This is a genomic window from Streptomyces sp. NL15-2K (assembly GCF_030551255.1).
Taxonomy (GTDB): Bacteria; Actinomycetota; Actinomycetes; order Streptomycetales; family Streptomycetaceae; genus Streptomyces.
Genome location: NZ_CP130630.1, coordinates 7,464,039 through 7,489,663, shown reverse-complemented (window position 1 = coordinate 7,489,663; position 25,625 = coordinate 7,464,039). Strand labels below are relative to the sequence as shown.

Sequence of the window (25,625 nt, the reverse complement as noted above, 5' to 3'; positions counted from 1 at the left end):
GCCATGACGGACAAGGGTGGCGGTAGCCCGCGATCACGCGGCACGTGGTGGCGGGAGGCAGCGATCACGGCGACGGCGTTCGCGCTCTGCCTGTTCGGCGGCGTGGTGCAGGTCGACGACGAGCCGCTGTCTGCGCCGCCTGCCGCCGCCTACCTCATCGCCGTGGTGTCCTGTGCCGTGCTGCCGGTGCGGCACAGGACACCACTGGCCGCCATCGCGGTCACGACCGTGTGCGGCGTGCTGGTCGCGCCGTCGGGTCTCCTGCTGAGCCCGCTCATCGTGGCCCCCGCCGTGATCACCGCCTACTCACTCGCCCTGCGCATGGAACGGCGCGCGGCGAGCGCGGTGTTGCTCACCTCCACGGCGCTGCTGGTCGTCTCCACCCTCCCGTTCGGGACCAACTCGTGGGAGGACGCGAGCAGGCTGGGACTGGTGGCGGCGTTCCCGCTGGTGGCCGGCGTACTCGGTCACTCGGCGCAGAACCGACGGGCCTACCTGGCGGCCGTGGAGGAGCGGGCCCAGCGGGCCGAGGAGAGCCGGGACAGCGAGGCACGCCGGAGAGTGGCCGAGGAACGGGTGCGCATCGCCCGGGAACTGCATGACCTGGTGGCCCATCAGATCACCCTGGCCAACGCGCAGGCCACGGTCGCCGCCCACCTCTTCGACTCCCGCCCGGAGCAGACCCGCAAGAGCCTGAAGGAGCTCGTCGAGACCACCGGCGACGCGCTCGACGACCTGCGGGCCACGGTGGGTCTGCTGCGCCAGTCCGGGGACACGGCCGCGCCCGCCGAACCGGCGCCCGGCCTCTCCCGGCTTCCCACGCTCCTCGAGTCCTTCCGCCGCGCGGGCCTGGAGGTGTCGGTGCACCAGGAGGGCACGGCCAGGCCGCTGCCGCCGGGAGTGGACCTCACCGCCTACCGCATCGTCCAGGAGGCCCTGACCAACGTGACCAAGCATGCCGGTACCGGTAGCGCCCGGGTGCGCCTCGCCTGGAACCGCGATCGCGTGACCATCACCGTCGCCGACGACGGAAGGGGCGCCCGTACGGCGCCGACCGCAGCCAAGGGACGGGGTGCGTCCACGGGACCGAGCGCGTCCACGACGGTGGACCGTCCGCCCGGTTACGGTCTGATCGGGATGCGTGAACGTGCCACCGCGGTCGGGGGACACCTCTCCGCGGGCAGACGCCCGGAAGGCGGCTTCCTCGTCTCCACCGAGCTGCCCCTCCCGCCCGCCAAGGACACGGCGCAGAGAACTGACGGAGCAACAACCGTAGAGGGACGGATGGCTGACGGAGCGACGGGCGACGCAGGAACGGGCGGCAGAGAGGCCGGGGATGCGCCGTGACGCTCCGAGTGCTGCTCGCCGACGATCAGGCCCTGCTGCGCGGTGCCTTCCGGATGCTTCTCGACAGTGCCGACGACATCACCGTGGTCGGCGAGGCAGGCGACGGCAGGGAGGCGGTGAGACTCACCCGGGAATTACGCCCGGACGTGGTGATCATGGACATCCGTATGCCCGAGGTGGACGGTCTCACCGCCACGTCGGAGATCTGCGCGGACCCCGAACTGCGGGCCAGCCGCATCCTGATCCTCACCACGTACGAGACCGACGAGTACGTCGCTCAGGCCCTGCGCGCGGGAGCCGGCGGCTTCATCGGCAAGGGCATCGGGGCCGAGGACCTGCTGGACGCCGTGCGTACGATCGCCGACGGCGACACTCTTCTGTCCCCCGCCGCGACCCGCTCCTTGGTCGCCCGTTTCCTGGCCACACCGGACAACGCCCCGCCGCACCACCCCGAACAACTCGCCGTGCTCACCCCGCGCGAACGCGAGATGGTGGCCCTGGTCGCGACCGGCCTGTCCAACCAGGAGATCGCCGAGCGGATGTTCCTCAGCCCCTTCACCGTCCGCGCCCACGTGCAGCGCGCCATGACGAAGCTGGAGGCCCGCGACCGGGCCCAACTCGTCGTCATCGCCTACCGGACGGGCTTGGCCCACCCCGCCCCCGACGGCGACGGCGACACCGGCCGCCTGCCGTAAAGGGCTGAAGCCCATGGTCGAGGGAATCAGCCGAGACAGAACTCGTCAGTCGAGACAGAACTCGTTGCCCTCGACGTCCTGCATCACGATGCAGGACTCGTTTTCCTCATCGGCGAGCAGCGTTCGTACGTGGGTCGCGCCGAGCGCGACCAGTCGTGCGCACTCGGCCTCGAGCGTGGCCAGGCGCTCTTCACCCACGAGCCCGGTGCCGGCCCGCACGTCAAGATGCACCCGATTCTTGGCGACCTTGCCTTCGGGCACGCGCTGGAAGTACAGCCGCGGGCCGACGCCTGAGGGGTCCTTGCATGCGAACCATGAGCCCTGTTCCTCAGGAGGCAGGGAGCGGTTGTATTCGTCCCACGTGGTGAACCCCTCCGGCGGCGGCGGTGCGACGTACCCCAGCACCTCGCACCAGAAGCGAGCGACGCGCTCAGGTTCCGCGCAGTCGAAGGTGACTTGGAACTGTCTGATCGATGGCATCGGCGCACCATAGCAAGAGGTCACGGCATCGGGGCGAACTCAGGCAACGCAAGGGCCGAGTGGGCCGGTCGCGCTGTCGCGGCGGGCGCGGTACCCCTGCCTTCACCGCGCTCCCACGCTCCGCCGCGCCGTGAACCGGCCTGGACCCGCCGTCAGTTCCTCACCCCCGGGGAAGACGACGGCGGCGGTGGAGGCGGGAGGTACGTCGACGGTGATGTGCAGTTCGTCGCCCTCGGTGCGCCACTCGACCGCGATGGTCCCCCGTGGCCCGTCGAAGGTCCCGCGCGCCCAGCCGACCGACGCGTGGAGCACGGGCGCGACGACGAACGACTCCCAGGCCACCGAGCCCTCGGCCTGCCGCAGGCCGAGGGTGTGGGTGTGCAGGAAGTTGATGACGGCGCCCTTGCTGTAGTGGTTGAGCGAGTCGTGCGCGTCGCCGTTCTCGTCGATGCCCTCCCAGTCCTCCCACATCGTGGTGGCGCCACGGTCGAGCATGGCGAGCCAGGACGGCGCGGAGCGCTGCAGCAGCACCTCGTAGGCGAGGCCGGCGTGGCCGGTGTCGGCGAGGACGGGCAGCAGGTCGGCGGTGGAGAGGAAGCCGGTGCCCAGGTGCGTTCCGGCCGCGCGGATGAGGACCACCAGACGCTCGACGGCCGCGTCACGCAGCTTCTCGGGCACCAGTCCGAAGGTGAGGGCGCGGACGTAGCTCGCCTGGGTGTCGGTGGTGGTCCGGCCGGTGTCTTCGAGGAACTCCGTGCGCCAGGCGTCCTTGATCCGTTGCGCCAACTCCGTGTAGCGGGCGGCCTCGGCGTCGCGGCCCAGGAGGGTGGCCACCTCGGCGAGGATGGAGGTGGAGCGGTGCAGGAAGGCGGTGCCCACCTCGCCCTTGTCGGTCGTCATCCAGCCGTCCGGGCCGTCCTCCACCGGCTCGATCAGCGAGCCGTCCTCGGCGCGGGCTTTGGGCTCGCTCCACTCGCCCCAGTGGAAGGAGCCGTCCCAGACGAACTCCTCGTGCGGCAGGGGCTGGGTCGAGCGGGCCACTCGGGAGGGGTGGCGGGCGGTGCGGGCGGTGGTCAGTGCCCATTCGACCCAGCGGACCATCGCGTCCCAGTTCTCGGCGAGCACCCGGCTGTCGCCGTAGGTCTCGTACAGCACCCAGGGCACCAGCACGATGGCGTCGCCCCAGCCGGCGGAGCCCGTCATCATGTCGAGCCGCCGGTCGGTGCGGAGCTTGGCGCGCCGTCCGTCGGGGGAGAAGTTGGCGATGCGCCCGTCGTCGAGTTGGTCGTCGCGGACCGAGCGGAGCCACTTGCGGCTGAAGCCGGACACGTCGTAGAGGCGTGCGGCGCTGGGCGCGAAGACCTGGTAGTCGCCGGTCCAGCCGATGCACTCGCGGGTGGGGCAGTCGGTGGGCACGTCGACGGCGTTGCCGCGGAAGCTCCAGCGGACGACCTCGTGCAGACGGTTGAGGTCCTCGTTGCCGCAGGCGAAGGTACCGGTGGGCCGCAGGTCGGTGTGGACCACCCGCATGGTGAGGCCGGCGGCGTCCAGCGGGACGTCGCCGCGCTCCAGCCGGGCGTACCGGAATCCGTGCACGGTGTGGCGGGGCTCGAAGGTCTCGCCGGGGGCCCCGGAGGAGACGACCTCGTCGTGCTGGACGAAGACGGTCACCGGATCGCCGGGGCGCTGGATGTCCAGGTGGGAGGTGGTCAGATCTCCGGTGGCGGGATCGAGGTGCTCGCCATGGTCGATCACGGTCCGGGTACCGGCCGGGCCGAGGTCGGTGAGGACGAGCCAGCCGGAGGCGTTCTGGCCGAAGTCGGCGATCCAGGCGCCGTCCGGCAGGCGGGTGAGCGAGACGACGGGGCGGTCCTCGACGCGGCGCACGGGCGGGGCCGGGGACCAGTCGACCGCGGGCGCGGTGACGGCGTCGACGAGTACGGGCCGCTCAGGGCCTCGAGGGGCGAGGAAGTCGGTGATCTGGCCGTCCCTCAGGTCGGCGCGGGTGACGGGGCCCCGGGCGGAGGTCCAGTGCTCGTCGGTGCGGACGACCCGGCGCGACCCGTCGGCGTACTCCAGATGCAACTCAAGCCGGGCAGCGAGGAGTTCCCCCCAGCCTGCCGGTTTGCGGAAGGCGCCGACCTGGCCGCGGTACCAGCCGTCGGACAGCACGATCTCAACGGTGTTGACGCCGGGGCGGACGGACGCGGTGACGTCGGCGGCCTGGGCGTACAGCGTGCGGTCGTACGAGGTCGAGCCGGGCGCGAGTTCGACGGTGCCCGCGCGCTCGCCGTTGACGAACGCCTCGTACACGCCCAGGGCCGTGGAGTACAGGCGGGCGCGGACCACCTCGGCGGTGGTGAAGGTGGAGCGCAGGACGTGCGTGGGGCGGGTCCCGGGCCGGCGGCGCGCGTCCTGAGGATCGTCCGCGGGCGTGATCCAGTGTGCCGTCCAGTCCTCGTCGAGGAGCCCGGCCTCGAAAGCGTGCCAGGCGCTCCACTGCGAGATCTCCGCCTCCGCGTGCGTTCGGACGCGCCACCGCACGCGCTCACCACTGCCCAGCGGGCGGGCCGGCCAGTCGACGAACAGGTGGTCGCCGACGTGCTCCGTCTGCGGCGAACGCCCGTCGACGTGGATCTCCAGCTCGTGGCCGGCATACGCCGGTATGCCCCCGGGGGGCTTCCACGACAGTCGCGGGCGGCTTCCGGAGACCGGGAACTGGTCGCCACCGAAGTCGATCGTGAGGTCGTACGGAGCGAGCATGGCCATAGCCGCCATCGCCTCCCATTCCATGTGGGTCAGTCGGTTGTTCACTGCCGGTGCCGGACGAGCGTGCGCGGGGCGCTCTGGGCCCGCGAGGGCGTGCGGCAGGCGGGGTCGCCTTCCGCCGCGTCCCGGACGTTCGGGCGTGCGTGCCGTATGGGGTCAGAAGGCGACACGGGTTTCGGTCTGCGCGGCGCCATCGGGGTCGGTATCGGCGGGGACCGGTCCGGTCGAGTCCCGGACCACCAGCCTCGTGGCCAGCTCGACGTGGTGGGAATCGATCTCCGCCGCGGAAGCCAGACGAAGAGCGGTCCGCAGGGCAACGGCACCCATCTCGTTGATGGGTTGGTGGACGGTGCTGAGCGGCGGCGAGGTGACCCGGGCCAGCGGCGTGTCGTCGAAGCCGACGACGCTGAGGTCCTCCGGGACACGCAGGCCACGCAGCCGGGCGGCCTCGATGACCCCGGCGGCCAGCTCGTCGCAGGCGGCGAACACCGCGGTGGGCGCGGGGTCCGCGGCCAGCAGCCGCTTGCCGTGCTCGACGCCCTCCGCGGTGTGGAAACTGCCGGCGTGCCGGACCAGTTCGCCCAGTACGGGTACGCCGGCGGCCTCCATGGCGCTGCGAAATCCGTGCAGTCGGGCCTGGTTGGAGCTGGCGTCCTCCTTGCCGCCGAGGTAGGCGATGCGGCGGTGGCCGAGGGAAAGCAGATGCGTGGTGGCGGCACGGCCGCCGGCGAAGTAGGTCGAACCGACACTGACGATCGAAGGGTCGGGCACCTCCGGGTCGAGCAGCACGAGCGGCAGGCGAACCCGGCTCAGGGCTTCGACCATCGGAGGGGACAAGGTGTTGGCGGTGACGGCGATGACCGCGCGCCGGCCGGCGGCGGCCAGATTGTGCGCCCACCCGGCGGGGTCGGCAGCCGGATCACGATCGCCCCGTCTGCTGACCACCACGCCGACGCTTTCACGGACCCCGGCATCCACCACGGCCTGGACCATGGCGGTGCAGTAGATGCTCAACTCCTCGAAGCCGAAGAACAGTTCGACGGTGGGGTGTGAGCGCAGGTCATCCCGGTTCCCGCCGTAGTTGTGCTGACGCATCAGCTCCAGCACCGCGTCACGGGTCTGCTGGGCGACATCAGGGCGCCCGTTGACGACCTTGGAGACGGTGGCGACCGAGACGCCGGCGTACTCGGCGATCTGCGCCAATGTCACACGGTTGGAAACGGATGCCATGGGTCCCCTTTGGTGACAGTGCCGGTCTGAGCGTTCCTCGTCCCGGACACACTAGCACCGAAATATTTTTCGTAGCCCTTTCGAGCTCTTCAGGTGGGAAAGCGCAGTCGAAACAAGGTCGACACAAGGGGTTGACGAAGGTCATCGACGTGCTTAGCGTTCTCGGTCAGCAGACTTCACGGAAAGCAATTTCGAGCTGCTGGGTCACAAATTTTCGTAGCACTTCCGACTGACGCGACCCCATTCGAACCTGGGCAGCACGGTGAGCACCTGGCACCCGCCCCGGTCTTCCTCTGCAGCAGCAGCCCGCCCTCTGGCCAGGTCGCCCTGCTCAAGGACCTGCAGATCCCGCCGGCCTCGATCATCCGGCGCCCCGACATCATCGTCACCGACCCATGGAGGAGGACTCGCGATGAGGCGAGACCACACCGCGGAGGCGGCTTCGCCGACCGCCGCCACATTCCTGTCCCGGCGCGGATTCCTCGGCGCCGTCGGCGGCGGGCTGGCCGCCACCACGCTGGCCGCCTGCGGGTCGGGCGGGGCCAGTACGGGAAGCAGCTCCGAGATCGTGTTCATGAACCAGTCCCGCGGACAGGCGGCGGCGCTCGGACAGCTGGCGCGGAAGTACACGCAGCAGACCGGCGTGAAGATCAAGATCGACGACGTCGGACCGGCCGACTTCCTGACCAAGCTCCAGTCGAGCTCCCAGTCCCGCGACATGCCGGACATCTTCTCGGCGATGGACTCCTTCTCCATGGCGCCCTACTACAAGGCCGGTTGGGCCATGGACCTGAGCGACCGGATGAAGGGCAGCTGGGGGGACACCTTCCGGCCCGCCACGATCAAGGCGTCGACGTTCGCGGCGGACAATACGCAGGGCGTGAAGCCGGGCATCTACAGCGCCCACTGGGAGGCCCCGGCCCTGGGGATCTTCGTCAACGCGGCGATGTTCAAGGCCGCCGGTCTCGACCCGGACAAGCCGGCCGCCACCATGAGCGAGTTCATCGACCAGCTGGTGAAGATCAAGAAGTCCGGGAAGGACCCCTTCTGGTTCGCGGCCAGCCTGTCGAACCAACTGGTCCAGTCGTACGCCTCCAACTACTTCACCGACGAGGAGCTGAACGCCACCTTCACCGGCGAGTCCAGCTGGAAGAGTGAGGGCTGGCGCAAGACCTTCCAGCTCCTGGTCGACCTCCGGGATGCCGGTGTGATCTCCACAGGCTCACTCCCGTCCGGCAACAGCGACAACCCGAACGTGGAGAAGGCCTTCTTCAACACCCAGGGCGTCGCGGCCATCTTCGACGGCACCTCCGCCGTCGGCGTGGCCCGCGCGACCGCCCCGGACTTCACGGACTTCCGCTCTCTGGCGGTCCCCGAGGCCGACGACGGCACGCAGACGCCGCGCCTGGTGGGCGGTTCGGCCAAGGGAGCCGCGATCAACCCCAGGAGCAAGAACGCGGCCAAGGCCCTCAAGTTCGTCCAGTGGCTGACCGAGCCGGGCCAGCAGCAGGTCTTCGCCGAGAAGGTTCCGCTCATCCCCTCCGCGCGCGCGGTGCCCGAGAAGAACATTCCGCAGCAACTGGCGGGTATCGCCGCGAAGATCTCCGAGGTCCAACTCGTACAGAACCAGATGAAAGTGCAGGTCGTCACCGCCCTGCAGAAGGGCGCCCAGGCCATCGTGCTCAAGGAGCGCACGGTCGACCAGGTCCTCGGTGACCTCGACGCGGCGCAGCGGAGCGCGTAGTGAGGCGCCGCTCTCGGATGCTGGCCGCCGGTGTCTTCCTGGCGCCGGCGCTGGCCATGATCGCCATGTTCACGGTCGTCCCTTTCGTTCAGGGCATCCTGCTGAGCTTCCAGTCCTGGGACGGGGTGAGTCTGGACGCGCCCTACGTCGGGCTCGCCAACTACCGCTTCGTCATGCACGACACCGAGTTCTGGGGCTCGATGAAGAACGCCGTCGTCTTCGGCGTCGTGGGTCTGTTCGTCGCCAACGCGGTGTCGATAGTCATGGCGCTGGCCGTGCACCGCGCCCGCCGCGGGGCGGCGTTCTTCCGCACCGTCTACTACCTGCCCGGGGTGTTCTCCACGGTGGTGGTGGGCGTGATGTTCGCGTGGTTCCTCGACCCGAAGATCGGGGTCGTCAATCAGGCGCTGAAGGCGGTCGGACTCGACGGTCTCCAGCACAACTGGCTGGGTGACCCCAAGACGGCCCTGATCGCGGTCGCCGTCGTGTTCGTCTGGTACCACTGGGGCTTCGGCTTCATCCTCTTCCTCGCCGGCCGGCAGGACGTGCCCCAGGAGCTGTACGAGGCCGCGTCGCTGGACGGGGCCGGCGGCTGGGCCCAGTTCCGCTATGTCACCTGGCCCGGGATGTCCCATGTCACCGGCATCGTCAGCGTGCTGACCCTGCTGAGCGGCCTGCAGATCTTCGGCACCGTCCAGGTGCTGACCAACGGGGGCCCCGCCGGTCATACCGAGGTCCCCACTCTCGACATCTACCAACAGGCCTTCCAGTTCAGCGAGTACGGTCGCGCGGCCGCGATGTCGGTCATCTTCGGGGTGTGCCTGATCGTCCTCGCCTGCGTCCAGCTGTGGGTCTCTCGCAGGCTCGGTGGAAGCACGGACTCGCGGGCGGAGAAGGGAAGTTGACGGTGAACACGCTTGTCGACACGGCACGGGGAACCAAGACGCCGCCGGTGCCGACGCCCAGTGCACGACGCCGTGGCGTCCGCCTGCGCGGACCACGCATGGCCCTGTACGCCCTGCTGATCGCCGGAGCACTGGAAGCACTGGTGCCGGTGCTGTGGATACTGAGCGGATCCCTGCAGAGCGCCGAGCAGCTGTACAAGGGAACCGACCCCATCCCTCGCCCCTTCGAATGGGGCAACTTCGCCACCGCGTGGAACGAGGGCGGCTTCAGCCAGTACCTGCCCAACAGCCTGCTCTACACCGCGGCCTCGGTCGTCGGGATCCTGGTCATCGCGAGCATGGCCGGGTACGCCCTGGCCCGCATCGAGTTCCCCGGACGAGGTGCCGTGGTGGGCGCCATCCTCGTCATCATGATCATTCCTCTGCCGGCCTCGTTCATCGCCCAGTACAAGCTGCTGATCACGCTCGGGCTCGCCAACACCCGCATCGGCTACATCCTCGTACTCATCGCCGGCGGGCTGCCGATCTCCATCCTGATCATGCGCGGGTTCTTCGCCAGCCAGCCCAAGGAACTGGAGGAAGCCGCCGCCATCGACGGTGCCTCCCTGCTCGGCACCTTCTGGCGGATCATCCTCCCGCTGGCCCGGCCCGGCCTGGTCGCGGTGGCCGTCATCCAGGCCATGGGGGTCTGGAACGAGTACCTCATGGGACTGGTGCTGTTCAGCGACAGCTCGCTGATGCCCGTGCAACGCGGGCTCACCAACTTCGTCTCGGCGGAGTCCCCGCAACAACAGATCCTGCTCGCCGCCTCGCTCATCGCGGTGCTGCCGATCGTCGTCTTCTACGCGATCGCACAGCGCCACATCATCAGCGGTCTTTCGGCGGGAGCGCTCAAGTGACCAGGCAGCGACCACCAGTGAGGAAGCCGCGATGACCAAGAGCGTCAGGAGTGTGCGTTCCACCCCGTCGAGAGGCGCTCCGGCCGCCGCCCAGACGTCCACCGCCGCGGACACGGCGCAGGCGAACCGAGCCGGTGCCGACCGGCACGTACGCCCTGCGCGGAAAGGCCCTGGGATCGGCCACCGTACAGATCACGACTTCCAGGCCGTCGGCACGCTCACCACGAGCATCGACGGGACCGCTTACAGCCAGCCGGCCAACGGCAGCTGATCCGGCGGGGACAGCAGGTCTTCCCGCCGCCCCGTGCACCAACTCTGCCTTCAGGAGGCCCACCCCATGGCGGATGTGCCCGCCCGCGTTCTCTTCGGCGCCGCGTACTACCACGAGTACCGGCCGCCCTACGGCACCGAACAGGCCGAGGAGCAGCTCAAGAACGACCTCGACCTGATGGCCGAGGCGCATTTCAACGTCATCCGGGTCGGCGAGTCGGTCTGGTCGACCTGGGAGCCGGAGAACGGAACGTTCGACCTCGACTGGCTCCAGCCCGTCCTCGACGGCGCCCGGGAGCGCGGCATCTCCGTCATCCTGGGCACACCGACCTACGCGGTCCCGCCGTGGCTGGCCCGGCAGTACCCGGAGATCTGCGGCGAACGGGCCACCGGGCAGCGCATCGGCTGGGGAGCCCGTCAGGAGGTCGACTACACCCACCCCGCCTTCCTCTTCCACGCCGAACGCGTCATCCGCCGCATCCTCGCCCGTTACGCCCGCCACCCCGCGGTCATCGGCTTCCAGGTGGACAACGAGCCCGGCCTGGAGCTCTTCCACAACCACGGTGTCTTCCAGCGCTTCACCGACCACCTGCGCCGGAAGTACGGCGACGTCGAGACCCTCAACCGGGAGTGGGGCCTGGTCTACTGGTCGCACCGCCTGACCACGTGGGCCGACCTGTGGACGCCGGACGGCAACGCGCAGCCGCAGTACGACGTCGCCTGGCGGGAGTTCCAGGCCAGGCAGACCACCGAGTTCATCGCCTGGCAGGCGGGCATCACCCGCGAGTACGCCCTCCCCGAGCAGTTCGTCACCACCTGCGTCTCCTATCCCCGCCCGGGGGTGGAGGACCACGAGCTCAACGCGGCCCTGGACATCGCCGCGGGCAACCCGTACTACGCCATGCAGGACGCCCTGCTGCTGCCCGACGAGCGCGAGGCCGAGCACAACAAGACCACCGGCGCCTGGTCGATCTCCCAGATCGCGGACCGGATGTACTCCTCCCGCCAGGCCCCGTTCCTGGTCACCGAGACCAACGCGGCCACCATCAGCGGCCCCTGGGACAACCGCCCCGCCTACGACGGCCAGTGGCGGCAGGCCGCGTGGGCGCTGGTGGCGCGCGGGGCGCGGATGATCGAGTACTGGCACTGGCACACTCTGCACTTCGGGGCCGAGACCTACGTGGGCGGCATACTCCCGCACAGCGGCAGGCCGGGCCGTGTGTACGACGAACTGGCCCGCCTGGGAGGCGAGTTCGAAACCACGGGCCCGCTGGTCGCCGGCATCGAGCCGGACGCCGACATCACCATGGTGTACTCGACGCCGAGCAAGTGGCTGATGCAGAAGTACCCGCCCCTGGCGAACCAGAACGGCGAACCCGATCCGGCCGCCTACCACGGCATCTTCGATCCCTTCTACCGCGGCGCCTTCGAGGCGGGCCTCCAGGTCCGCCTGGTGCACGCCCGCCAGCTGCACGACCCGCGCGGCGAAGTCCTCGGCCCGAGCCCCGGGGAGGCCGCGCGCCTCCATCCGGTCCTCGTCGTCCCGGCGCTGTACGTGGCCGCCGACGGGACACTGGACTGGCTCGCGGCCTACGCACACGCGGGCGGCCACCTGGTCCTCGGACCGCGGACCGGCTACGCCGACCACGAGGCACGGGCCCGCCAGGAACCGGCGCCGGGACGACTCACCACGGCCGCCGGGGTCCAGTACGAGGAGTTCAGCAACCTGGTGCGGGACCTCCCGCTGCGCGCGGTGCCCGGGAGCCCACTGGAGCTGCCGGAGCAGGCGACGGCCACGCGCTGGGTCGACGGACTCACCGCCCTGGACGCCGAGGTGCTCGCAGCGTACGACCATCCGCACTTCGGCCGCTGGCCCGCCGTCACCACCCGCCGCCACGGCGCGGGCCGGGTCACCTGCGTCGGCACGGTTCCCGGCCGCGACCTCGCCAGGGTGCTCGCCGCCTGGCTGGCACCCACCCCGAGCAGCGGCTGGCAGGACCTGCCGCCGTCGGTCACCGCCACCAGCGGGACCTCCCCCGACGGCCGCCGCGTCCACTTCGTCCACAACTGGAGCTGGGACCCCACGCACGTCACGGCACCCGTGGCACTCTCCGACGCTCTCGACGGCACCTCCGCGCCCGCCGGCACAGCACTGCGCCTCGGCGCCTGGGACGTACGGATCTTCGTCACCGCCGGAGACGAGACGGCCGCAGCCTGAGGGGGCTGGTCCCCCCTGACGCCCCTCCCGAGGCCGGCATCGACGGAACCCCACCGGTCGCCACACAACGGAAGGACCGCCTCCATGGCCTCCACGCCCTCCGCTCCCCCCGCCCACCGCACTCTCCCCGACCCCCTGCTACAGGTCTCCGGCACCCGGTTCAAAACGCGGGACGGGACCCCGGTCCGACTCCGTGGAGCCGGACTCGGGGGATGGATGAACATGGAGAACTTCATCAACGGCTATCCCGCGAGTGAATCCGCCATGCGTTCCGCGGTACGGGAGGTCCTGGGTGAGCGCCGATACCAGCTGTTCTTCGACCGGCTGCTGACCGTCTTCTTCGACGAGGCCGATGCCGCGCTGCTCGCTTCCAAGGGGGTCAACTGCCTGCGCCTTCCGGTGAACTACCGCCACTTCGAGGACGACGCCCGCCCGCTGGAGATCCGCGAGGAAGGCTTCGCACAGCTCGACCGCGTGGTGGAGCTGTGCGCACGGCACGGCATCTACACCGTCATCGACCTGCACTCCCTGCCCGGCGCCCAGAACCACCAGTGGCACTCCGACAACCCCACCCACCTGCCGTCCTTCTGGGACCACCGGCACTTCCAGGACCGGGTCGTGCACCTGTGGGAGGTCATGGCCGAACGGTACAAGGACAACCCGTGGGTGGCCGGATACAACCTGATCAACGAGCCCGCCGACGAGTCCGGGCAGGTGCTGCCGGCCTTCTACGACCGCCTCGTCGCAGCGATTCGCTCGATCGATCCGCACCACATCATCTTCCTCGACGGCAATCGCTACTCGACCGAGTTCGACCTCTTCGGCGACCCCCTCGAGAACACCGTCTACACCTGCCACGACTACGCACGCGCCGGCTTCGCCCGCGGTGGCGGCTACCCCGGCACCACAGACGGCATCCGGGTCGACAAGGAACAGGTCGAGGAAGTCTTCCTTCGCCGCACCGCGTACATGCGCAAGACAGGTACCCCGATCTGGGTCGGCGAGTTCGGACCGGTCTACACCGGCGACCCGGCCCGGGACGAGCAGTGCGCGCAGCTGCTCGCCGACCAGTTGGAGATCTACCGTCGGCACGAGGCCAGTTGGTCGATCTGGACGTACAAGGACGTCGGCCTGCAAGGGCTCGTCCACCTTGCCCAGGGCAGTCCCTACCAGCTCCACTTCGCCGCATTCATGGCGAAAAAACACCGCCTGGGCGCGGAGGCCTGGAGTTCCCCGGACGGCGACATCCGCGAGGCGGCCAAGCCGCTCGAACAGCTTGTCGCCGACGAGTTCCCGGGCTTCACTCCCTACCCGTTCGGTACCCGCCAGTGGATCGAGATCATCGTCCGGCACATCCTGCTCGGCCAACCGCTGGTCCAGGAGTACGCCGAACTCTTCCGGGGCCTCGGTGACGACGACCTGCTCGCGCTGGCCGACTCCTTCGCGCTGGAACACTGCGTACGGCGCGACTGGCTCCTGGACGCGCTCGACAACGGATGAAGCACGGGGTGTTCGTCGGCCCGTACTCGCTGGTGGAGGTGGCTGGTGCTGTCGGGGCTGGGACTGCTGGAGGCGCGAAAGGACAAGGTCCGCGAGGAGGTCGCTTGGCTGCGCGAGGAGGCCCAGCGGGGAAGGCACATATCGGGCGTGAGACCCGGCGCCGTGTACTGCCCTCGACAGCCGCGTAGCGAATTCGCTGTCCCACTACGCGTCTGCGTCGGCGACCCTATGCTGACACCAAGGGTGGAGACGATCTGGGGGGCATGCCTGATGAGGGCAGCGGGCACGAGAACGTCAGTATTGAAGTCGGGGGTCAAGCGGCTCTTGGGACGTGCGGGATTCGACATCGTACGCAGCACCAACAACCGGGGTGGAGTGGACGACTTCATCCCGTTCGAGGCAACGATGCGGGCTGCGCAGGCAGTCGGTCTGTCGGTCGGTGACTACCTCGACGAGGTCATGAACGGGACGCCTGGCGCTACCCAGTTCACCATCGACGAACTACGCGCTCTCGGCGTCTTCGCCGCCGACCCGGACACGGTGCTGGAGATCGGCCCCGGGTCCGGACGGTACCTGGAGAAGACACTGAAGGAGTGTTCACCAGGCCGCTACGAGATCTACGAGACCGCAGCGCCCTGGGCCAACTACCTGGTGGACACATTCAGTGTGGTCGCCCAACCGACCGCAGGATGCAGTCTCGCCCCGACACCCGACGGCAGCATCGACCTCGTTCAGGCCCATAAGGTCTTCAACACCGTGACCTTCCTCTACGCCTCCCGCTACTTCTTCGAGATGGCACGTGTCACGCGACCCGGTGGTCGGATCGTCTTCGACGTAATGACAGAGACCTGCCTGGACCCGGCCACGGTGCGTGCCTGGGCGACGAAGGGCGGCGAGGGGCACGGCTCCTATCCAGCCGCCATGCCCCGCCGGACATGCGTGGACCTCTTCGCGACCCTCGGCTGCAGCCTGGAGGCCAGCTTCCTGGCACCCATGGGCATCGCCTCCACAGAGGTACTTGTCTTCACAAAGGGGACTTGACCTTCAGAAGGCTTCCGCTTGCCAATCGGCGGGGCTGTGGGGCGGAACAGGGTTCCTGGCCGGGTGATCTCCGCTGTGGGCCAGGATCTGCTGGTATTACACCGCCAACATCTCCACCCCGATGCCACCGCCCGGTGCGGCACGACCGAGCCCGCCACCGCACCGCGCACCGGCCCCTCGTCTCCGGCCGGGGTCTCGGCCAGCACCTCGGCTACCGTCGCCCGCACGTCGGCCAGCCGCTCAAACGCCCCCTGGCCACGGCCGGCGCGGCCTGACCCGCTCGGCCTCCTCCCGCAGCCGCACGACTTCTTCCCGGACCTGCTTCTCCCGAGCCTCCGGCACCGACGGCACCAGCCACCTCCATGACCGAATACGAGCGGACGAGCCGCCCGATCCCTCCCGCGGTCAGCGGCCGTCCATGCCTACCCAGCCCGAATCAAACGATCACGTTCGGAAAGCGGAAAGCCTTCTGAGATCAGATGCAACCTGCTCAAGAACCACCGACACCAATCCCCCGGCCCCACGCTGGCCTGATTCGGACGTCACTTGATGTGGCCGACGAGTCGCGTGACCGTGTGGAGCAGGTACTCCAACGGACCGCGGCGAAACCGGCGCGTCCAGGCGACCGCCGACAGCATGGCGGCGCCGGTGAAGCAGAACAATGCGACCAGGGCCGGGCCGGTCTCCTCTTCCATGCCGACCCCGACCTTTCGGCCACTTCCGCCTCGAAGCCCTGACGTCCCGCGAGCGGAAGACCCTGCAACTCGTGGCCCGACTGCGACTTGTCGAACCGCGAGATCGCCGCCGCACTCGTCGTCAAGAGTCGACGGTCCGCAAACCACGTGAAGCGGATCCTGATGAAACCCGGCCTCCGCGACCGATTGCAGGCCGTGATCTTCGCCTACGAGACAGGGATGAACCGGCCACGCGACGCGTCGTCCTGAGCCGGCGTCGCGAGCGGGGCGGCCGACTCAGAAGTTCTCCACGAGCCAGGTCGCTGCCAACAGCAACACCGCGGTGGTGGCCAGCACCGCGACCGCCTGGGCGACCCAGCGGGGCATCCGGTTCATCGCATCCATCCTCACCTCGGGTCCTGACTTGCTTGTACCCCGTGGCGCGGCTCCCACCTCTTGATCGGCGTGCCCGAAACCGCCCGGATGAATCCACCCAATCCTGGTAGTCCAGTCACACGGCGACCCCGAAGGTGGAGTTCCATGGCCTCTGCGGCACCACGCGCGGTCTGGGCGGTGGTCGCCGCCACCGTCCTCGCCGTCACCGCGGGCTGCGACGACGGCGGCGACAGCGCACCTCGAAGGACACCGCCGCCTGTCACCGAGTCGTTCAGCCCCACCTCGGTCAGGCCGTCCCCGTCGACCTCCGAATCCCCCACGCCGACCGGTACGGCGCCGGAGGACCCGGAGGAAGCCGAGCAGGACATCAGGGAAGCCTGGCGGGTCTTCTTCGACCCGGAATGCTCCCTCGACGAGCGGAGCGACGTCGTCGCGCAGGCGCTCGATGCAGGGGGCGCCGGGGTCGCGGTGAGCGCCCGAGGAAGGCGACGAACTGCACCACCATGATCAGCGGTCCGGGAGTGGTCTCGGCCAGGGCGAGCCCGCGGACCATCTCGCCCGCGCTGAGCCAGCCGTAGTGTTGGACGGCCTGCTGGGCGACGTGGGCGAGGACGGCGTAGGCGCCGCCGAAGGTGACCACCGCGGTGCCGGAGAAGAACACACCCTGGGTGGTGAACACACTGCCGGTGCCGGTCAGGGCGGCCACCACGGACAGGGGTACGGCCCAGAGCATCAGACCGGCGCCGAGGATGCGCAACGCCCGCGGCTTGGGCGTTCGGCGTGCAGCACGTCGTCGGCGATCAGCGGCGGTGGGCCGTCGTCGGTGTGCGCCGTGGCCGGGCGCAGGGTGTGCGGTGCGTATCGGGCGAGCAGCCAGCCGACGATCGCTGCCGCGACGATGACCAGAGGGAAGGGGACGGCGAAGAGGGCGAGCGCGGCGAAGGACCCGACTGCGAGGGCGATCAGCGCCGGGTGGGTGAGCGAGCGGCGGCCGACCCGCCACACCGCCTGGGCGACGATGGCGACCACGGCCGGGGCGAGCCCGGCGAACAGCCCGGTGACGGCGGCGGTGGTGCCGAAGGCGACGTAGAGGGCGGACAGGGCCAGCAGCGCGGCGACGCCGGGGAGCACGAACAGGGTGATCGCGAACCAGGTGTGCACCGCCGTACGGAACGGCACCACGTCACGGACGTCGGCGGCGGACTCCGCCGCCTGGGTGCTCGTGCGGCTCATGCCGGGTCCCGTCCGATCAGCATGGCGCGGTGGTGGGATTCGTACAGACCGTCGAAGAGTGGACCCGTCAGCTCCAGGATCCGGTAGTCGTCGCAGATCATCGACAGCCCGCGCAACAGGACATCGAGGAGCAGTCCCCGCCATGGTGGCCGAGTTCCACGCCGCGCATGTCGAACGGGGTCGCGCCCGCGGGGACCTGGGCGGGATCGGTGACGAAGACGAATGCCGCCTCCTTGTCGACGTGTCGGCGGATCAGCCAGGCGCAGGCGGCCCGATCGATGTGGATCCCGGCGCGGGTGGCCCACTTCACGCTTGCTCCTCCACGGGTGATGCGGTCTGCTCTGCCAGGGCGCGGACGGCGGCGTGGGCCTGGTCGCGTTCGGGCGGCGGGAAGAAGTCGCGGCGGCCGATGCGCCGCAGCTCCGCACGCAACCTCCGCACGACGGCCGCCGTGGTGGGGTCGGCTGCGGCCTGGGCCGCCTGGTCGACGGCCTGGTACTCGGCGGCGCGCGCCCCGGCCATGGCGGTGGCCAGCTCCCGCTCCTGGGCGAGGGTCGCGGGCCGGGCAATCCAGAGGGAGGCCGTGCCACCGGCCTCGATCGCCTCGTCCGCGATCCACTCCAACTGCTCGCGGGTGCGGGCGTCGGCAGGCAGCGCGACCAGGCCGTCGGAGAGCTGAGCGACGCCCAGGCGCTTGAGCTTGCGCCATACGGCGATGCGGGGCGTAGAGGGCTCACGGGGCAGGCGGTAGGACAGAAGCACCCATTCGCCAGGGTCGCGGGCGGCTCGCTCAGCGGGCATCGGGCGACCCGGTGCATACGGGACTTGGTGTGCGGTGCATCTGCCTCTCCGCCTCGACGGTCGATGTAACCCTGGTTGCATGGACCTGCGGTCACCTCAATCGGGTGGGGTGCGCGGTCGGGAAGCCGAGGGAAGCGTGATCCAGACCACGGCGCAACCGTCGGGGTGGTTTGCGGCGCCGCAGTCGCCGCCGCAGGAGCGGGCGATGGCGGCGGCGACGGCCAGGCCGAGGCCGGTGGCGGTGGCGGTGGCGATGGCGATGGCGATGCGGGCACGGTCGGCCTGGGGGAAGCGGTCGAAGGCGCGGTGAGGAAGTCGGGCGGGAGGCCGCGGCCGTGGTTCGCGTACCTCGATGCGGAGCTGCCCGTCGGCATGGCGGGCGGTCAGACCGATGGGCCCCGGCCGTGGTGCTGGGCGTTGTGGAGGAGGTTGGTCACCACGCGCTCCAACGGTCCAGGTGGCCGGATCCAGGGTCAGGTCACCGTCGGTGAGGACGGTGGGGCGTTCTGACCGTAGCCATTGCCGTCGGTTGTGTTGGTGCCGCCACTCGGTGAGGCGGTGCCACCCACGGTGAGCTCGGTCTTCATGCCCAGGTCCTTGTGGTTGCCGACAGGGCAGTAGACCTCGTACGTGCCGTCCTTCAGCGTGATGGTGAGGTTCGCCGACTCTCCGGGTTCCAGCGTCCTCGTCTTCTCTTCCGTTCCGGATCCCTCGATCTCCAGGGCATGATCGTGCCGGCCGTCGTTCTTGGCGACGAAGGTGTAGTCGCCCGCCTTGAGCGTCGTCTTGGACAGCTCCATCTTGAAGTCGGTCATCTTCACGTCCACCTGGGTGGTTCCCGGCTCGCCGCTCCGTTTCGGGGGCGACGATGTCGACCCGCCACCGTTGTCGTTTCCGCCTCCGCACGCCACGAGGATGCCCGCCACCGCTCCGGCGGCCAGCCCGGGCCCGATGTTCCTGCGCACGAACGTCCTGAGCGTCGTCGCCATGTCTCGGCCCTCCGTGAGAAATCGTTCCTGACCAGCGGTACGGGCGGACCGCGCCAGAGGATTTCCGGCAGGCAGGAGAAAAGGCGGGAGAATGAGGGCGTGATCCCGCGTGGAACCGGGGGAATCCGCTCGACGCGGTCCGCCGTATCCACTGGTATGCGGAGACTGGGCCCACCGCTCGGGCGGCTCTCGGACGAGGCACTGCTGGCGGGAATGGCGACCGGCGCCCCGGAGATCGCCCTCGCGTTCGTCCGCCGGTTCCAGCGCATGGTCTTCGGTATCGCCGTCGCTGTCGTCGACGACCCCCAGCTCGCCGAGGACATCGCCCAGCAGACCTTCGAACGGGCCTGGCGTCATGCGCAGGTCTACGACTCCCGACGTGGATCGGTGAAGACCTGGCTGGGGACCATCACGCACAACCTGGCGATCGACGCCGTCCGCGCGCGCAAGGCGACCCCGGTCTCCCCCGAGGACCTCGACGCACTGCTCGGCATCGTGACCCGGACGCCCGAACAGTGCGCACTGGCCGATGAGGCGGCATCCCGGATACGGGCCGCGGTGGCGGGCCTACCGCGCGAGCAGGCGCGTGCCGTCGTGATGGCCGGGATCTACGGGATGACCGCACGGCAGATCTCCGAGTTCGAAGGGATCCCCCTGGGCACGGCGAAGACACGGATCAGGACGGCGATGGGGAAACTGCGGACGGTTCTGGGACCCGAGCGAGCCGATCATGACTGACAGGGACTGCGAGTGGCTGAGGGCCGTCGCCGACGAGCTGGCACTGGGCATCCTCCCCGGTCAGGAGCGCGCCGAGGCCATCGCTCACCTGGACGGCTGCCACACCTGCCGGGAGCACGTCGAGCAGCTGACGCTCGTCGCAGACGGTCTGCTCTCTCTCGTGCCGGGCAGCGAGCCGCCCGCCGGCTTCGAGACACGGGTGACGGACAAGCTGGGCCTGAACCGGCCGGCGCGACGGCGGCGACCACGGGCCGGCGTGGCGGTCGCGGCCGCCGCCGCGACCGCCCTCGGGTTCGGCTTCGGTGGCTGGGCCGTCGGTACGGCCATCGAGGGAGCGTCGGCTCCCTCCTCGCGGAGTTCGGGGCCCCCCGGCTCGGAACACGGCCTGCTCGCAGCGTCTCTGCTGGCCCCCGACCAGCGCCCGGTGGGCCGGATCTTCGCCTATACCGGATCCCCGGGCTGGGTCTACATGTCGGTCCACCTAGGCCGGGACGGGTCCGGATCCGACTCCCAGGCCGGAGACAGGTCTGGATCCGGCTTCCGGGCCGAGGAGTCCGAGGCCGCAGGCTCGCACGGCGTATACCCGGAGGCCGGAGAGGTCAGCTGCCGACTGGAGCGCACGGACGGCACGTCGGTCCACATCGGGGAGTTCTCCCTCGACGACGCCGGCCGGGGTTACTGGGGAGCCCCCACGCGTGTCGACCCGGACACGGTGTCCGGTGCCCGGCTGCTGGCCGCGGACGGCTCCGTCCTGGCCACGGCCCACTTCGACGCACGGCAGAACCAGTGACCGCAGATCACCCCTCATGCCTGGTCCGGTTCGGTCAGTGGCGCCGGACGCGGCGGCCGGAGTAGCCGCCGGGTCACGCCCGCGGGGACCGCCGGAGCCCGACGAGGCGTCAGCCCGCCTGCGCCATGTCCAGCCAAGCCCTGGCCGCCAGGCGCGACGGCCCGGCTGGTCGACGTCTACGTGTACTGACCGTGCGGCCACCACCCACCCCAATCAGTGCAACCATGGTTGCAGTCAACTGAGACGGTGGAGGTCGGCACGTGTGGAACACAGCGCGTTCACCCTGGATCAGGTCACCGTACGACGGGGCGGGGCGGCCCTGCTGGACGAGATCACCTGTCGCATCCCCGCCTCGGCCTGCACCGCACTGGTCGGACCCAGCGGCGCGGGCAAGTCCACCCTGCTTCGGCTACTCAACCGGCTCGAAGAACCCGCCCGTGGAACCGTGACCTTCCAGGGCCGCCCGCTGCCCGACTGGGACGTCCTCACCCTCCGCCGCCGGGTCACCCTCGTCGCCCAGCAGCCCGTGCTGCTCACCGACACCGTCCTGGACGACCTGCGCGTCGGCCGCCCCGATCTGGACCGGCCGCACGCGGCGGCTCTGCTGGAGCGGGTCCACCTGCCCGCCCACTACCTCCCGCGCGCCACCATGAGCCTTTCCGGCGGCGAAGCACAACGCGTATGCCTGGCCCGGGCCCTCACCATCGGCCCTAGGCGCTGCTGCTGGACGAGCCCACCTCCGCCCTGGATGCGGTTGGCGCCACGGCCGTAGAACGCGTCATACGGGAATTGGAAGACCTGCTCACCAAGCGCGGCCGACAGCTGATGCGGCAGTTGCTGCAGGACCACCTCGACCTGCGTGCCCTGCGGGAGGAGGCCGGCCATGCCGCCGCCGCGGTGGTGGCCTGGCGGTCGCGCGTCGAACGGGGCCACGGGCGGGCCCTGGCCACGGTGGTGGGCCCGGTCACCGTGCGCCGCCTGGCCTTCAGGGCTCTAGGGAAACCGAACATCTACCCGGCAGATGACGCCCTGGCGCTCCCACTTACCCGGCACAGCCTTGGTCTTCGCCGCCTGGCGGTGATCGAGGCGGCTGGCGGTTGCTACGACGACGCGCACCGGGCGGTCGAGCGCCGGTGCGGGCAGGTGGCCGGCAAGCGGCAGCTGGAGGAGCTGGTCCGGGCCGCCACGGTGGACGTGGCGCCTTCTATACGGCTTCTATACGGCGCGCATCCCGGTGCTGTCCACGAGTGAGGTGCTGCTGGTGCTCTCCGCCGATGCCATGGGCAGGTGCAAGCAGGCCGCCCGCGAAAGCTCCGGGGTGGTGCCCGGGCCGCCGATGCTGTCGCGGCGGGGAGGCCGGGCGCTCCTTCAGGTTTCCTTACGGCTGCCGGCAGGGACCACCTCACCCGCGGCGGACGCCGAATGCCGGGGCCTGCCGAGGAGTGTCAGCAGTGGGCTGGTCATGGCCGTCGTAATCAGGGCCATCAGCGCCAGAACCGTAAAGAGCCGGCCGTGGATGATCCCGGCGCTCAGGCCGACGTTGAGAGCGATCAGCTCGGTGAGCCCGCGAGTGTTCAGCAGCGCCGCGACGGTGGCCGAGTCGCGCCGCTCCAGCCCGTTGAGCCGGCTCACCAGGTAGCCGGGCACCAGTTTGCCGACGACCGAGATCAGCAGGACCAGGCAGAGCAGGAGCACGCTGTTCCGGTCGAGCGCGCCGATGTTCAGGGAGAGTCCGGTCACCACGAAGAACAGCGGCAGGAGCAGATCGGTGGCTCCTTCCATCGCCCGCAGCACGTCGGCGTCGGGCGCCCCGTCGCGACGCGGCATGAGCAGCCCGGCCAGGAAACCGCCGAAGATCGCGTGCAGCCCCAGTTCGGAGGTGGCCCAGGCGCAGCTCGTCGCCAGGAAGATTGCCAGGGGCAGCTGAGAGGTGAACAGACCGTCGGGCCGGTCGATCCACCGACGCAGCAGCGGGCGTACCACCAGGAAGCCGCCGAGCACGAGCGCGAGCGTCAGCAGGACGGTCAGCCAGACCGGCAGGCCGTGCGCATCGCCCGGCATCGCCACGGCGAGTGCGGTCCACGCACCGATGTCCATGAGACCGGCGGCGGCCAGCGCGATCACACCGGCCCGCGTCCCGGCGATGCCGGTGCTCCGGATGATCGCCGCCAGCACAGGCAAAGCCGTGATCGACACTGTGACGGCAAAGAACAGCACGAAGGAGCGCGAGCCCACGTCGTGTTCTCCCACCGCGGTGAAGGCGGACGGCAGGAACTGGACCGCCCCCGCGCCCAGGATCATCGGGACGACCAGGGCCCCGGCCGCCACCGACAGCGTCGCCCTGCCGCTCGCGCGTATGGACCGGAGATTGAGCTCGTAGCCGACCACGAACATGAAGGTGACGATGGCGACCTGGGCAAGCACGGACAGATACGGCAGGACCTCCGGCGGGAACAGCCGGGCGGTCGGATTCCCCGGGAGCCGGCCCAGCAGGGTCGGGCCGAGCATCACCCCCGTCAGGATCTGACCGATGACCGCGGGCTGGCCGAGGCGTCTGGCCAGCCCGCCGAGCAGCGTGGACACGAACAGGATGAGGGCGATGTCGCCCAGTACGGTGGTCGTGACGTCAGTAACGCTCAAGTTCGGCCTCTCCGTGCGCGGTTACGGCGATGTCATCACCCCGTCGCGAGTGAACGGTCCGCGGGACGGGCGAGGGCCCGCCCCGTCACTGGACGCGGTGATCTGCGTACCCGGGGACGGGGTGCTCGGCGCAGATCCGGCGGACTGAGGCCTTACCCGCCCCACCGGCGCGAGCGGACGGCGTGGCCGGAACGGTGCCTCAGACCTCGCTGCCCGCGAGCAGGGTGAACAGTGGCGCCAGGCCGGAGCCGCGGACCGAACTCGCCAGAGGGGCGAGTTCCGCGCAGATCTTGTCCACGCCCTCCTCGCCCAGCACGGACAGGCCCCCTGACCAGGACAGCTCGTCCGTCTGTTGCTCCACCTTGTCGCGCAGTTCCCGGCCCGCGGTGGTGAGGGCACCGGAATCGGCGTCCAGCAGGCCGCGGGCGACCAGCGCCGCGGCCGCCTCGGACCACTCCTCCGGTGTCCAGCCCCGCAGCTCGCGCATCATCTCGTGCTGGCCGAGGTCGGCGACGAGCATGTGATGGGCCTGGAGCCCGGTGACGCCAGCGGCGACCCAGGCGGCCAGATGCCCGTCGCCGCGATGTTCCCGTACCGTGCTGGCGAGCTGCCACAGTGCCGCGACCGGGTCGTCCGGGAGCGGAAGAGCGGCATTGGCGGCACCGAGCGGGCGTCCGGTCGTCTCGAGCGCCGACGGCAGTCCGGCCAGCCGCTCGACCAGTGGCCCGGCGATCTCGTCGGTGACGCCGGCCTCCCGGAGCAGCTCGCCCGCAAGGGCGTTCCGGCGCTCGATGCACATCGCCGGCGGTACCAGCGCCCACGCGGCGGGGATGGCCTTGCCCACCATCTCCGGCGCGAAGCCGCCGAACGTAGCGACCACCGTCGCGGCGTCCACCGCGCCGAGCGGAGACGAGCGGAAGGCGAGCAAGGTCATCCAGAACCCCCGGAGGCCGAGTTCCTTCCCGGCGGCCCGGGTGTGCGCCACCGACAGCGCCGGCTGGTAGAGCGTCTCCAGGCTGTGCCAGAGCCGCCGTGCCGGGTGCGCGCTCATGCGTCCACCGCTTCCGGGACGCGGACGATCAGGCCGGAACCCTGGCCGCCGCCACCGCACAGCGCCGCGGCACCGACGCCGCCACCGCGGCGCCTGAGCTCGAGCGCGAGCGTGAGCACCAGGCGGGCACCGGACATGCCGAGCGGGTGCCCCAGCGCGATCGCGCCGCCGTTGACGTTGACCTTCGCCTCGATGTCCTCGTCACTGAGCCCGAGTTCGCGCGCGGAGTGCAGGCCGACCGCCGCGAACGCCTCGTTGATCTCGATGAGGTCCAGGTCGTCGACCGACAGGTTCTCCTTGCCCAGCGCATGCCTGATCGCGTTGGACGGCTGTGACAGCAGGGAGTTGTCCGGACCGGCCACGTTGCCGTGGGCGCCGATCTCGGCCAGCCACTCAAGGCCGAGCTCCTCGGCCTTGGCCTTGCTCATCACGACGACCGCGCATGCGCCGTCGGAGATCTGCGAGGCCGAAGCGGCGGTGATGGTGCCGTCCGCGCCGAACGCGGGGCGGAGCTTCGCCAGTCGCTCGGCCGTGGTGTCCGGCCGCACGCCCTCGTCGGTGTCGACCACGACCGGATCGCCCTTGCGCTGCGGGACCTCGACCGGCACGATCTCCTCGGCGAAGCGGCCGCTGCTGATGGCGGCGGCGGCGCGCCGGTGCGAGCGCGCGGAGAACGCGTCCTGGTCCTCGCGGGAGATGCCGGCCTTCGCGCTGTGCACGTCGGTCAGGGCACCCATGAGGACCTGGTCGAAGGGGTCGGTGAGACCGTCGTGCGCCGTGACGTCCACCATCTCGATCGGCCCGTACTTGGTGCCGGAGCGGGAGCCGGGCAGAACGTGCGGGGCATTGGTCATCGACTCCATGCCGCCCGCGACCACGATGTCGAACTCGCCCAGGCGGATCTGCTGGTCGGCCAGGGCGATCGCGTCCAGACTCGACAGACACACCTTGTTGACGGTCAGGGACGGCACACTCATCGGGATGCCGGCCTGGACTGCGGCCTGGCGCGACGGGATCTGCCCCTGACCGGCCTGCAGCGCCTGCCCCATGATCACGTACTGCACGGCCTCCGGCGCGAGGCCCACGCGCTCGAGCGCCGCCTTGATCGCCAGGGATCCGAGGTCGACCCCGGAGAAGTCCTTCAGCGAGCCCAGTAGTCGGCCCATCGGCGTGCGCACTCCACCGACGATGACAGAGCCTGACATGTTTCTCCCA

The 25,625-nt window shown here is 70.1% G+C and carries 26 protein-coding genes; 14 read left to right on the top strand and 12 right to left on the bottom strand.

All coding sequences use genetic code 11. The annotated features are described in order from the left end of the window. Positions 1–3: 3 nt before the first annotated feature. Together Q4V64_RS33885 and Q4V64_RS33880 are read left to right on the top strand one after the other, a co-directional pair. Complete coding sequence (locus tag Q4V64_RS33885; protein WP_124439435.1) at positions 4–1,347, top strand: sensor histidine kinase; 1,344 nt, start codon at positions 4–6, stop codon at positions 1,345–1,347. Then, the gene (locus Q4V64_RS33880) at positions 1,344–2,042 is read left to right on the top strand and encodes a response regulator transcription factor (RefSeq protein ID WP_124439436.1); all 699 of its coding nucleotides are present in this window, start codon (positions 1,344–1,346) and stop codon (positions 2,040–2,042) included. Before Q4V64_RS33885 ends, Q4V64_RS33880 begins: the two co-directional genes overlap by 4 nt. 45 nt (positions 2,043–2,087) lie before the next feature. Here the strand turns inward: Q4V64_RS33880 and Q4V64_RS33875 are convergent, their stop codons facing one another. The 3 genes from Q4V64_RS33875 to Q4V64_RS33865 form a co-directional block, all read right to left on the bottom strand. Next, positions 2,088–2,522 (bottom strand): VOC family protein, encoded by a 435-nt coding sequence (locus Q4V64_RS33875; RefSeq protein WP_124439437.1) that lies wholly within the window; start codon positions 2,520–2,522, stop codon positions 2,088–2,090. Positions 2,523–2,624: 102 nt separating this feature from the next. After that, a complete protein-coding gene (locus Q4V64_RS33870; RefSeq protein ID WP_253266883.1) occupies positions 2,625–5,336 on the bottom strand; it encodes a family 78 glycoside hydrolase catalytic domain in 2,712 nt (903 codons plus the stop codon). Between the two features lie 111 nt (positions 5,337–5,447). Next, the gene (locus Q4V64_RS33865; protein ID WP_124439438.1) at positions 5,448–6,521 is read right to left on the bottom strand and encodes a LacI family DNA-binding transcriptional regulator; all 1,074 of its coding nucleotides are present in this window, start codon (positions 6,519–6,521) and stop codon (positions 5,448–5,450) included. 412 nt (positions 6,522–6,933) lie between these two features. Here Q4V64_RS33865 and Q4V64_RS33860 point away from each other — a divergent pair, with 412 nt between their 5' ends. From Q4V64_RS33860 to Q4V64_RS33825, 8 genes are all read left to right on the top strand, one after another. After that, positions 6,934–8,265 (top strand): extracellular solute-binding protein, encoded by a 1,332-nt coding sequence (locus Q4V64_RS33860; RefSeq protein ID WP_124439439.1) that lies wholly within the window; start codon positions 6,934–6,936, stop codon positions 8,263–8,265. Further along, the gene (locus Q4V64_RS33855; RefSeq protein WP_124439440.1) at positions 8,265–9,170 is read left to right on the top strand and encodes a sugar ABC transporter permease; all 906 of its coding nucleotides are present in this window, start codon (positions 8,265–8,267) and stop codon (positions 9,168–9,170) included. The genes Q4V64_RS33860 and Q4V64_RS33855 overlap by 1 nt, the downstream gene beginning before the upstream one ends. A 2-nt stretch (positions 9,171–9,172) precedes the next feature. Continuing rightward, positions 9,173–10,069 (top strand): carbohydrate ABC transporter permease, encoded by an 897-nt coding sequence (locus tag Q4V64_RS33850; protein ID WP_124439441.1) that lies wholly within the window; start codon positions 9,173–9,175, stop codon positions 10,067–10,069. Between the two features lie 31 nt (positions 10,070–10,100). Continuing rightward, a complete protein-coding gene (locus Q4V64_RS33845; protein ID WP_124439442.1) occupies positions 10,101–10,340 on the top strand; it encodes a hypothetical protein in 240 nt (79 codons plus the stop codon). A 66-nt stretch (positions 10,341–10,406) separates the two neighbouring features. Next, the gene (locus tag Q4V64_RS33840; RefSeq protein WP_124439443.1) at positions 10,407–12,557 is read left to right on the top strand and encodes a beta-galactosidase; all 2,151 of its coding nucleotides are present in this window, start codon (positions 10,407–10,409) and stop codon (positions 12,555–12,557) included. A gap of 84 nt (positions 12,558–12,641) precedes the next feature. Then, positions 12,642–14,057 (top strand): glycoside hydrolase family 5 protein, encoded by a 1,416-nt coding sequence (locus Q4V64_RS33835; RefSeq protein WP_124439444.1) that lies wholly within the window; start codon positions 12,642–12,644, stop codon positions 14,055–14,057. A gap of 324 nt (positions 14,058–14,381) precedes the next feature. Next, the gene (locus tag Q4V64_RS33830; protein ID WP_253266884.1) at positions 14,382–15,098 is read left to right on the top strand and encodes a methyltransferase domain-containing protein; all 717 of its coding nucleotides are present in this window, start codon (positions 14,382–14,384) and stop codon (positions 15,096–15,098) included. Between the two features lie 134 nt (positions 15,099–15,232). After that, on the top strand, positions 15,233–15,373 hold the full coding sequence (locus Q4V64_RS33825) for a hypothetical protein (protein ID WP_172629144.1): 141 nt from the start codon (positions 15,233–15,235) through the stop codon (positions 15,371–15,373). Between the two features lie 267 nt (positions 15,374–15,640). Here Q4V64_RS33825 and Q4V64_RS33820 read toward each other — a convergent pair whose 3' ends face one another. The 6 genes from Q4V64_RS33820 to Q4V64_RS33795 all read right to left on the bottom strand — a co-directional run bounded on the left by Q4V64_RS33820 (position 15,641) and on the right by Q4V64_RS33795 (position 19,191). Then, on the bottom strand, positions 15,641–15,793 hold the full coding sequence (locus tag Q4V64_RS33820) for a DUF418 domain-containing protein (RefSeq protein WP_216377590.1): 153 nt from the start codon (positions 15,791–15,793) through the stop codon (positions 15,641–15,643). Between the two features lie 742 nt (positions 15,794–16,535). Beyond that, entirely contained in the window at positions 16,536–16,925 is a 390-nt protein-coding gene (locus tag Q4V64_RS33815) for a chromate transporter (RefSeq protein ID WP_216377591.1), read from the bottom strand. Beyond that, entirely contained in the window at positions 16,901–17,401 is a 501-nt protein-coding gene (locus Q4V64_RS33810; RefSeq protein ID WP_216377592.1) for a chromate transporter, read from the bottom strand. Before Q4V64_RS33810 ends, Q4V64_RS33815 begins: the two co-directional genes overlap by 25 nt. A gap of 97 nt (positions 17,402–17,498) precedes the next feature. Further along, entirely contained in the window at positions 17,499–17,711 is a 213-nt protein-coding gene (locus tag Q4V64_RS33805; RefSeq protein WP_216377593.1) for a chromate resistance protein ChrB domain-containing protein, read from the bottom strand. Further along, the gene (locus Q4V64_RS33800; protein WP_124439446.1) at positions 17,708–18,202 is read right to left on the bottom strand and encodes a Chromate resistance protein ChrB; all 495 of its coding nucleotides are present in this window, start codon (positions 18,200–18,202) and stop codon (positions 17,708–17,710) included. The genes Q4V64_RS33805 and Q4V64_RS33800 overlap by 4 nt, the downstream gene beginning before the upstream one ends. A 473-nt stretch (positions 18,203–18,675) precedes the next feature. Next, a complete protein-coding gene (locus Q4V64_RS33795) occupies positions 18,676–19,191 on the bottom strand; it encodes a cupredoxin domain-containing protein (protein WP_124439447.1) in 516 nt (171 codons plus the stop codon). 156 nt (positions 19,192–19,347) lie between these two features. On the opposite strand from Q4V64_RS33795, the gene Q4V64_RS33790 reads away from it, so the two are divergent. The 4 genes from Q4V64_RS33790 (at position 19,348) to Q4V64_RS33775 (ending at position 21,970) form a co-directional block, all read left to right on the top strand. Continuing rightward, positions 19,348–19,929 (top strand): sigma-70 family RNA polymerase sigma factor, encoded by a 582-nt coding sequence (locus tag Q4V64_RS33790; protein ID WP_124439448.1) that lies wholly within the window; start codon positions 19,348–19,350, stop codon positions 19,927–19,929. Beyond that, entirely contained in the window at positions 19,922–20,719 is a 798-nt protein-coding gene (locus tag Q4V64_RS33785) for a hypothetical protein (protein WP_124439449.1), read from the top strand. The genes Q4V64_RS33790 and Q4V64_RS33785 overlap by 8 nt, the downstream gene beginning before the upstream one ends. Before the next feature lie 262 nt (positions 20,720–20,981). Beyond that, on the top strand, positions 20,982–21,491 hold the full coding sequence (locus Q4V64_RS33780) for an ATP-binding cassette domain-containing protein (RefSeq protein ID WP_216377594.1): 510 nt from the start codon (positions 20,982–20,984) through the stop codon (positions 21,489–21,491). Positions 21,492–21,508: 17 nt separating this feature from the next. Next, positions 21,509–21,970, top strand: a complete 462-nt coding sequence (locus tag Q4V64_RS33775) for a hypothetical protein (RefSeq protein ID WP_216377595.1) — start codon at positions 21,509–21,511, stop codon at positions 21,968–21,970. A 117-nt stretch (positions 21,971–22,087) separates the two neighbouring features. Here the strand turns inward: Q4V64_RS33775 and Q4V64_RS33770 are convergent, their stop codons facing one another. From Q4V64_RS33770 to Q4V64_RS33760, 3 genes are all read right to left on the bottom strand, one after another. Continuing rightward, entirely contained in the window at positions 22,088–23,359 is a 1,272-nt protein-coding gene (locus Q4V64_RS33770) for a cation:proton antiporter (RefSeq protein ID WP_124439450.1), read from the bottom strand. A gap of 199 nt (positions 23,360–23,558) precedes the next feature. Next, a complete protein-coding gene (locus Q4V64_RS33765; protein ID WP_124439451.1) occupies positions 23,559–24,410 on the bottom strand; it encodes a hypothetical protein in 852 nt (283 codons plus the stop codon). Further along, positions 24,407–25,615 (bottom strand): acetyl-CoA C-acetyltransferase, encoded by a 1,209-nt coding sequence (locus tag Q4V64_RS33760; protein WP_124439452.1) that lies wholly within the window; start codon positions 25,613–25,615, stop codon positions 24,407–24,409. Before Q4V64_RS33760 ends, Q4V64_RS33765 begins: the two co-directional genes overlap by 4 nt. Positions 25,616–25,625: the final 10 nt, after the last annotated feature.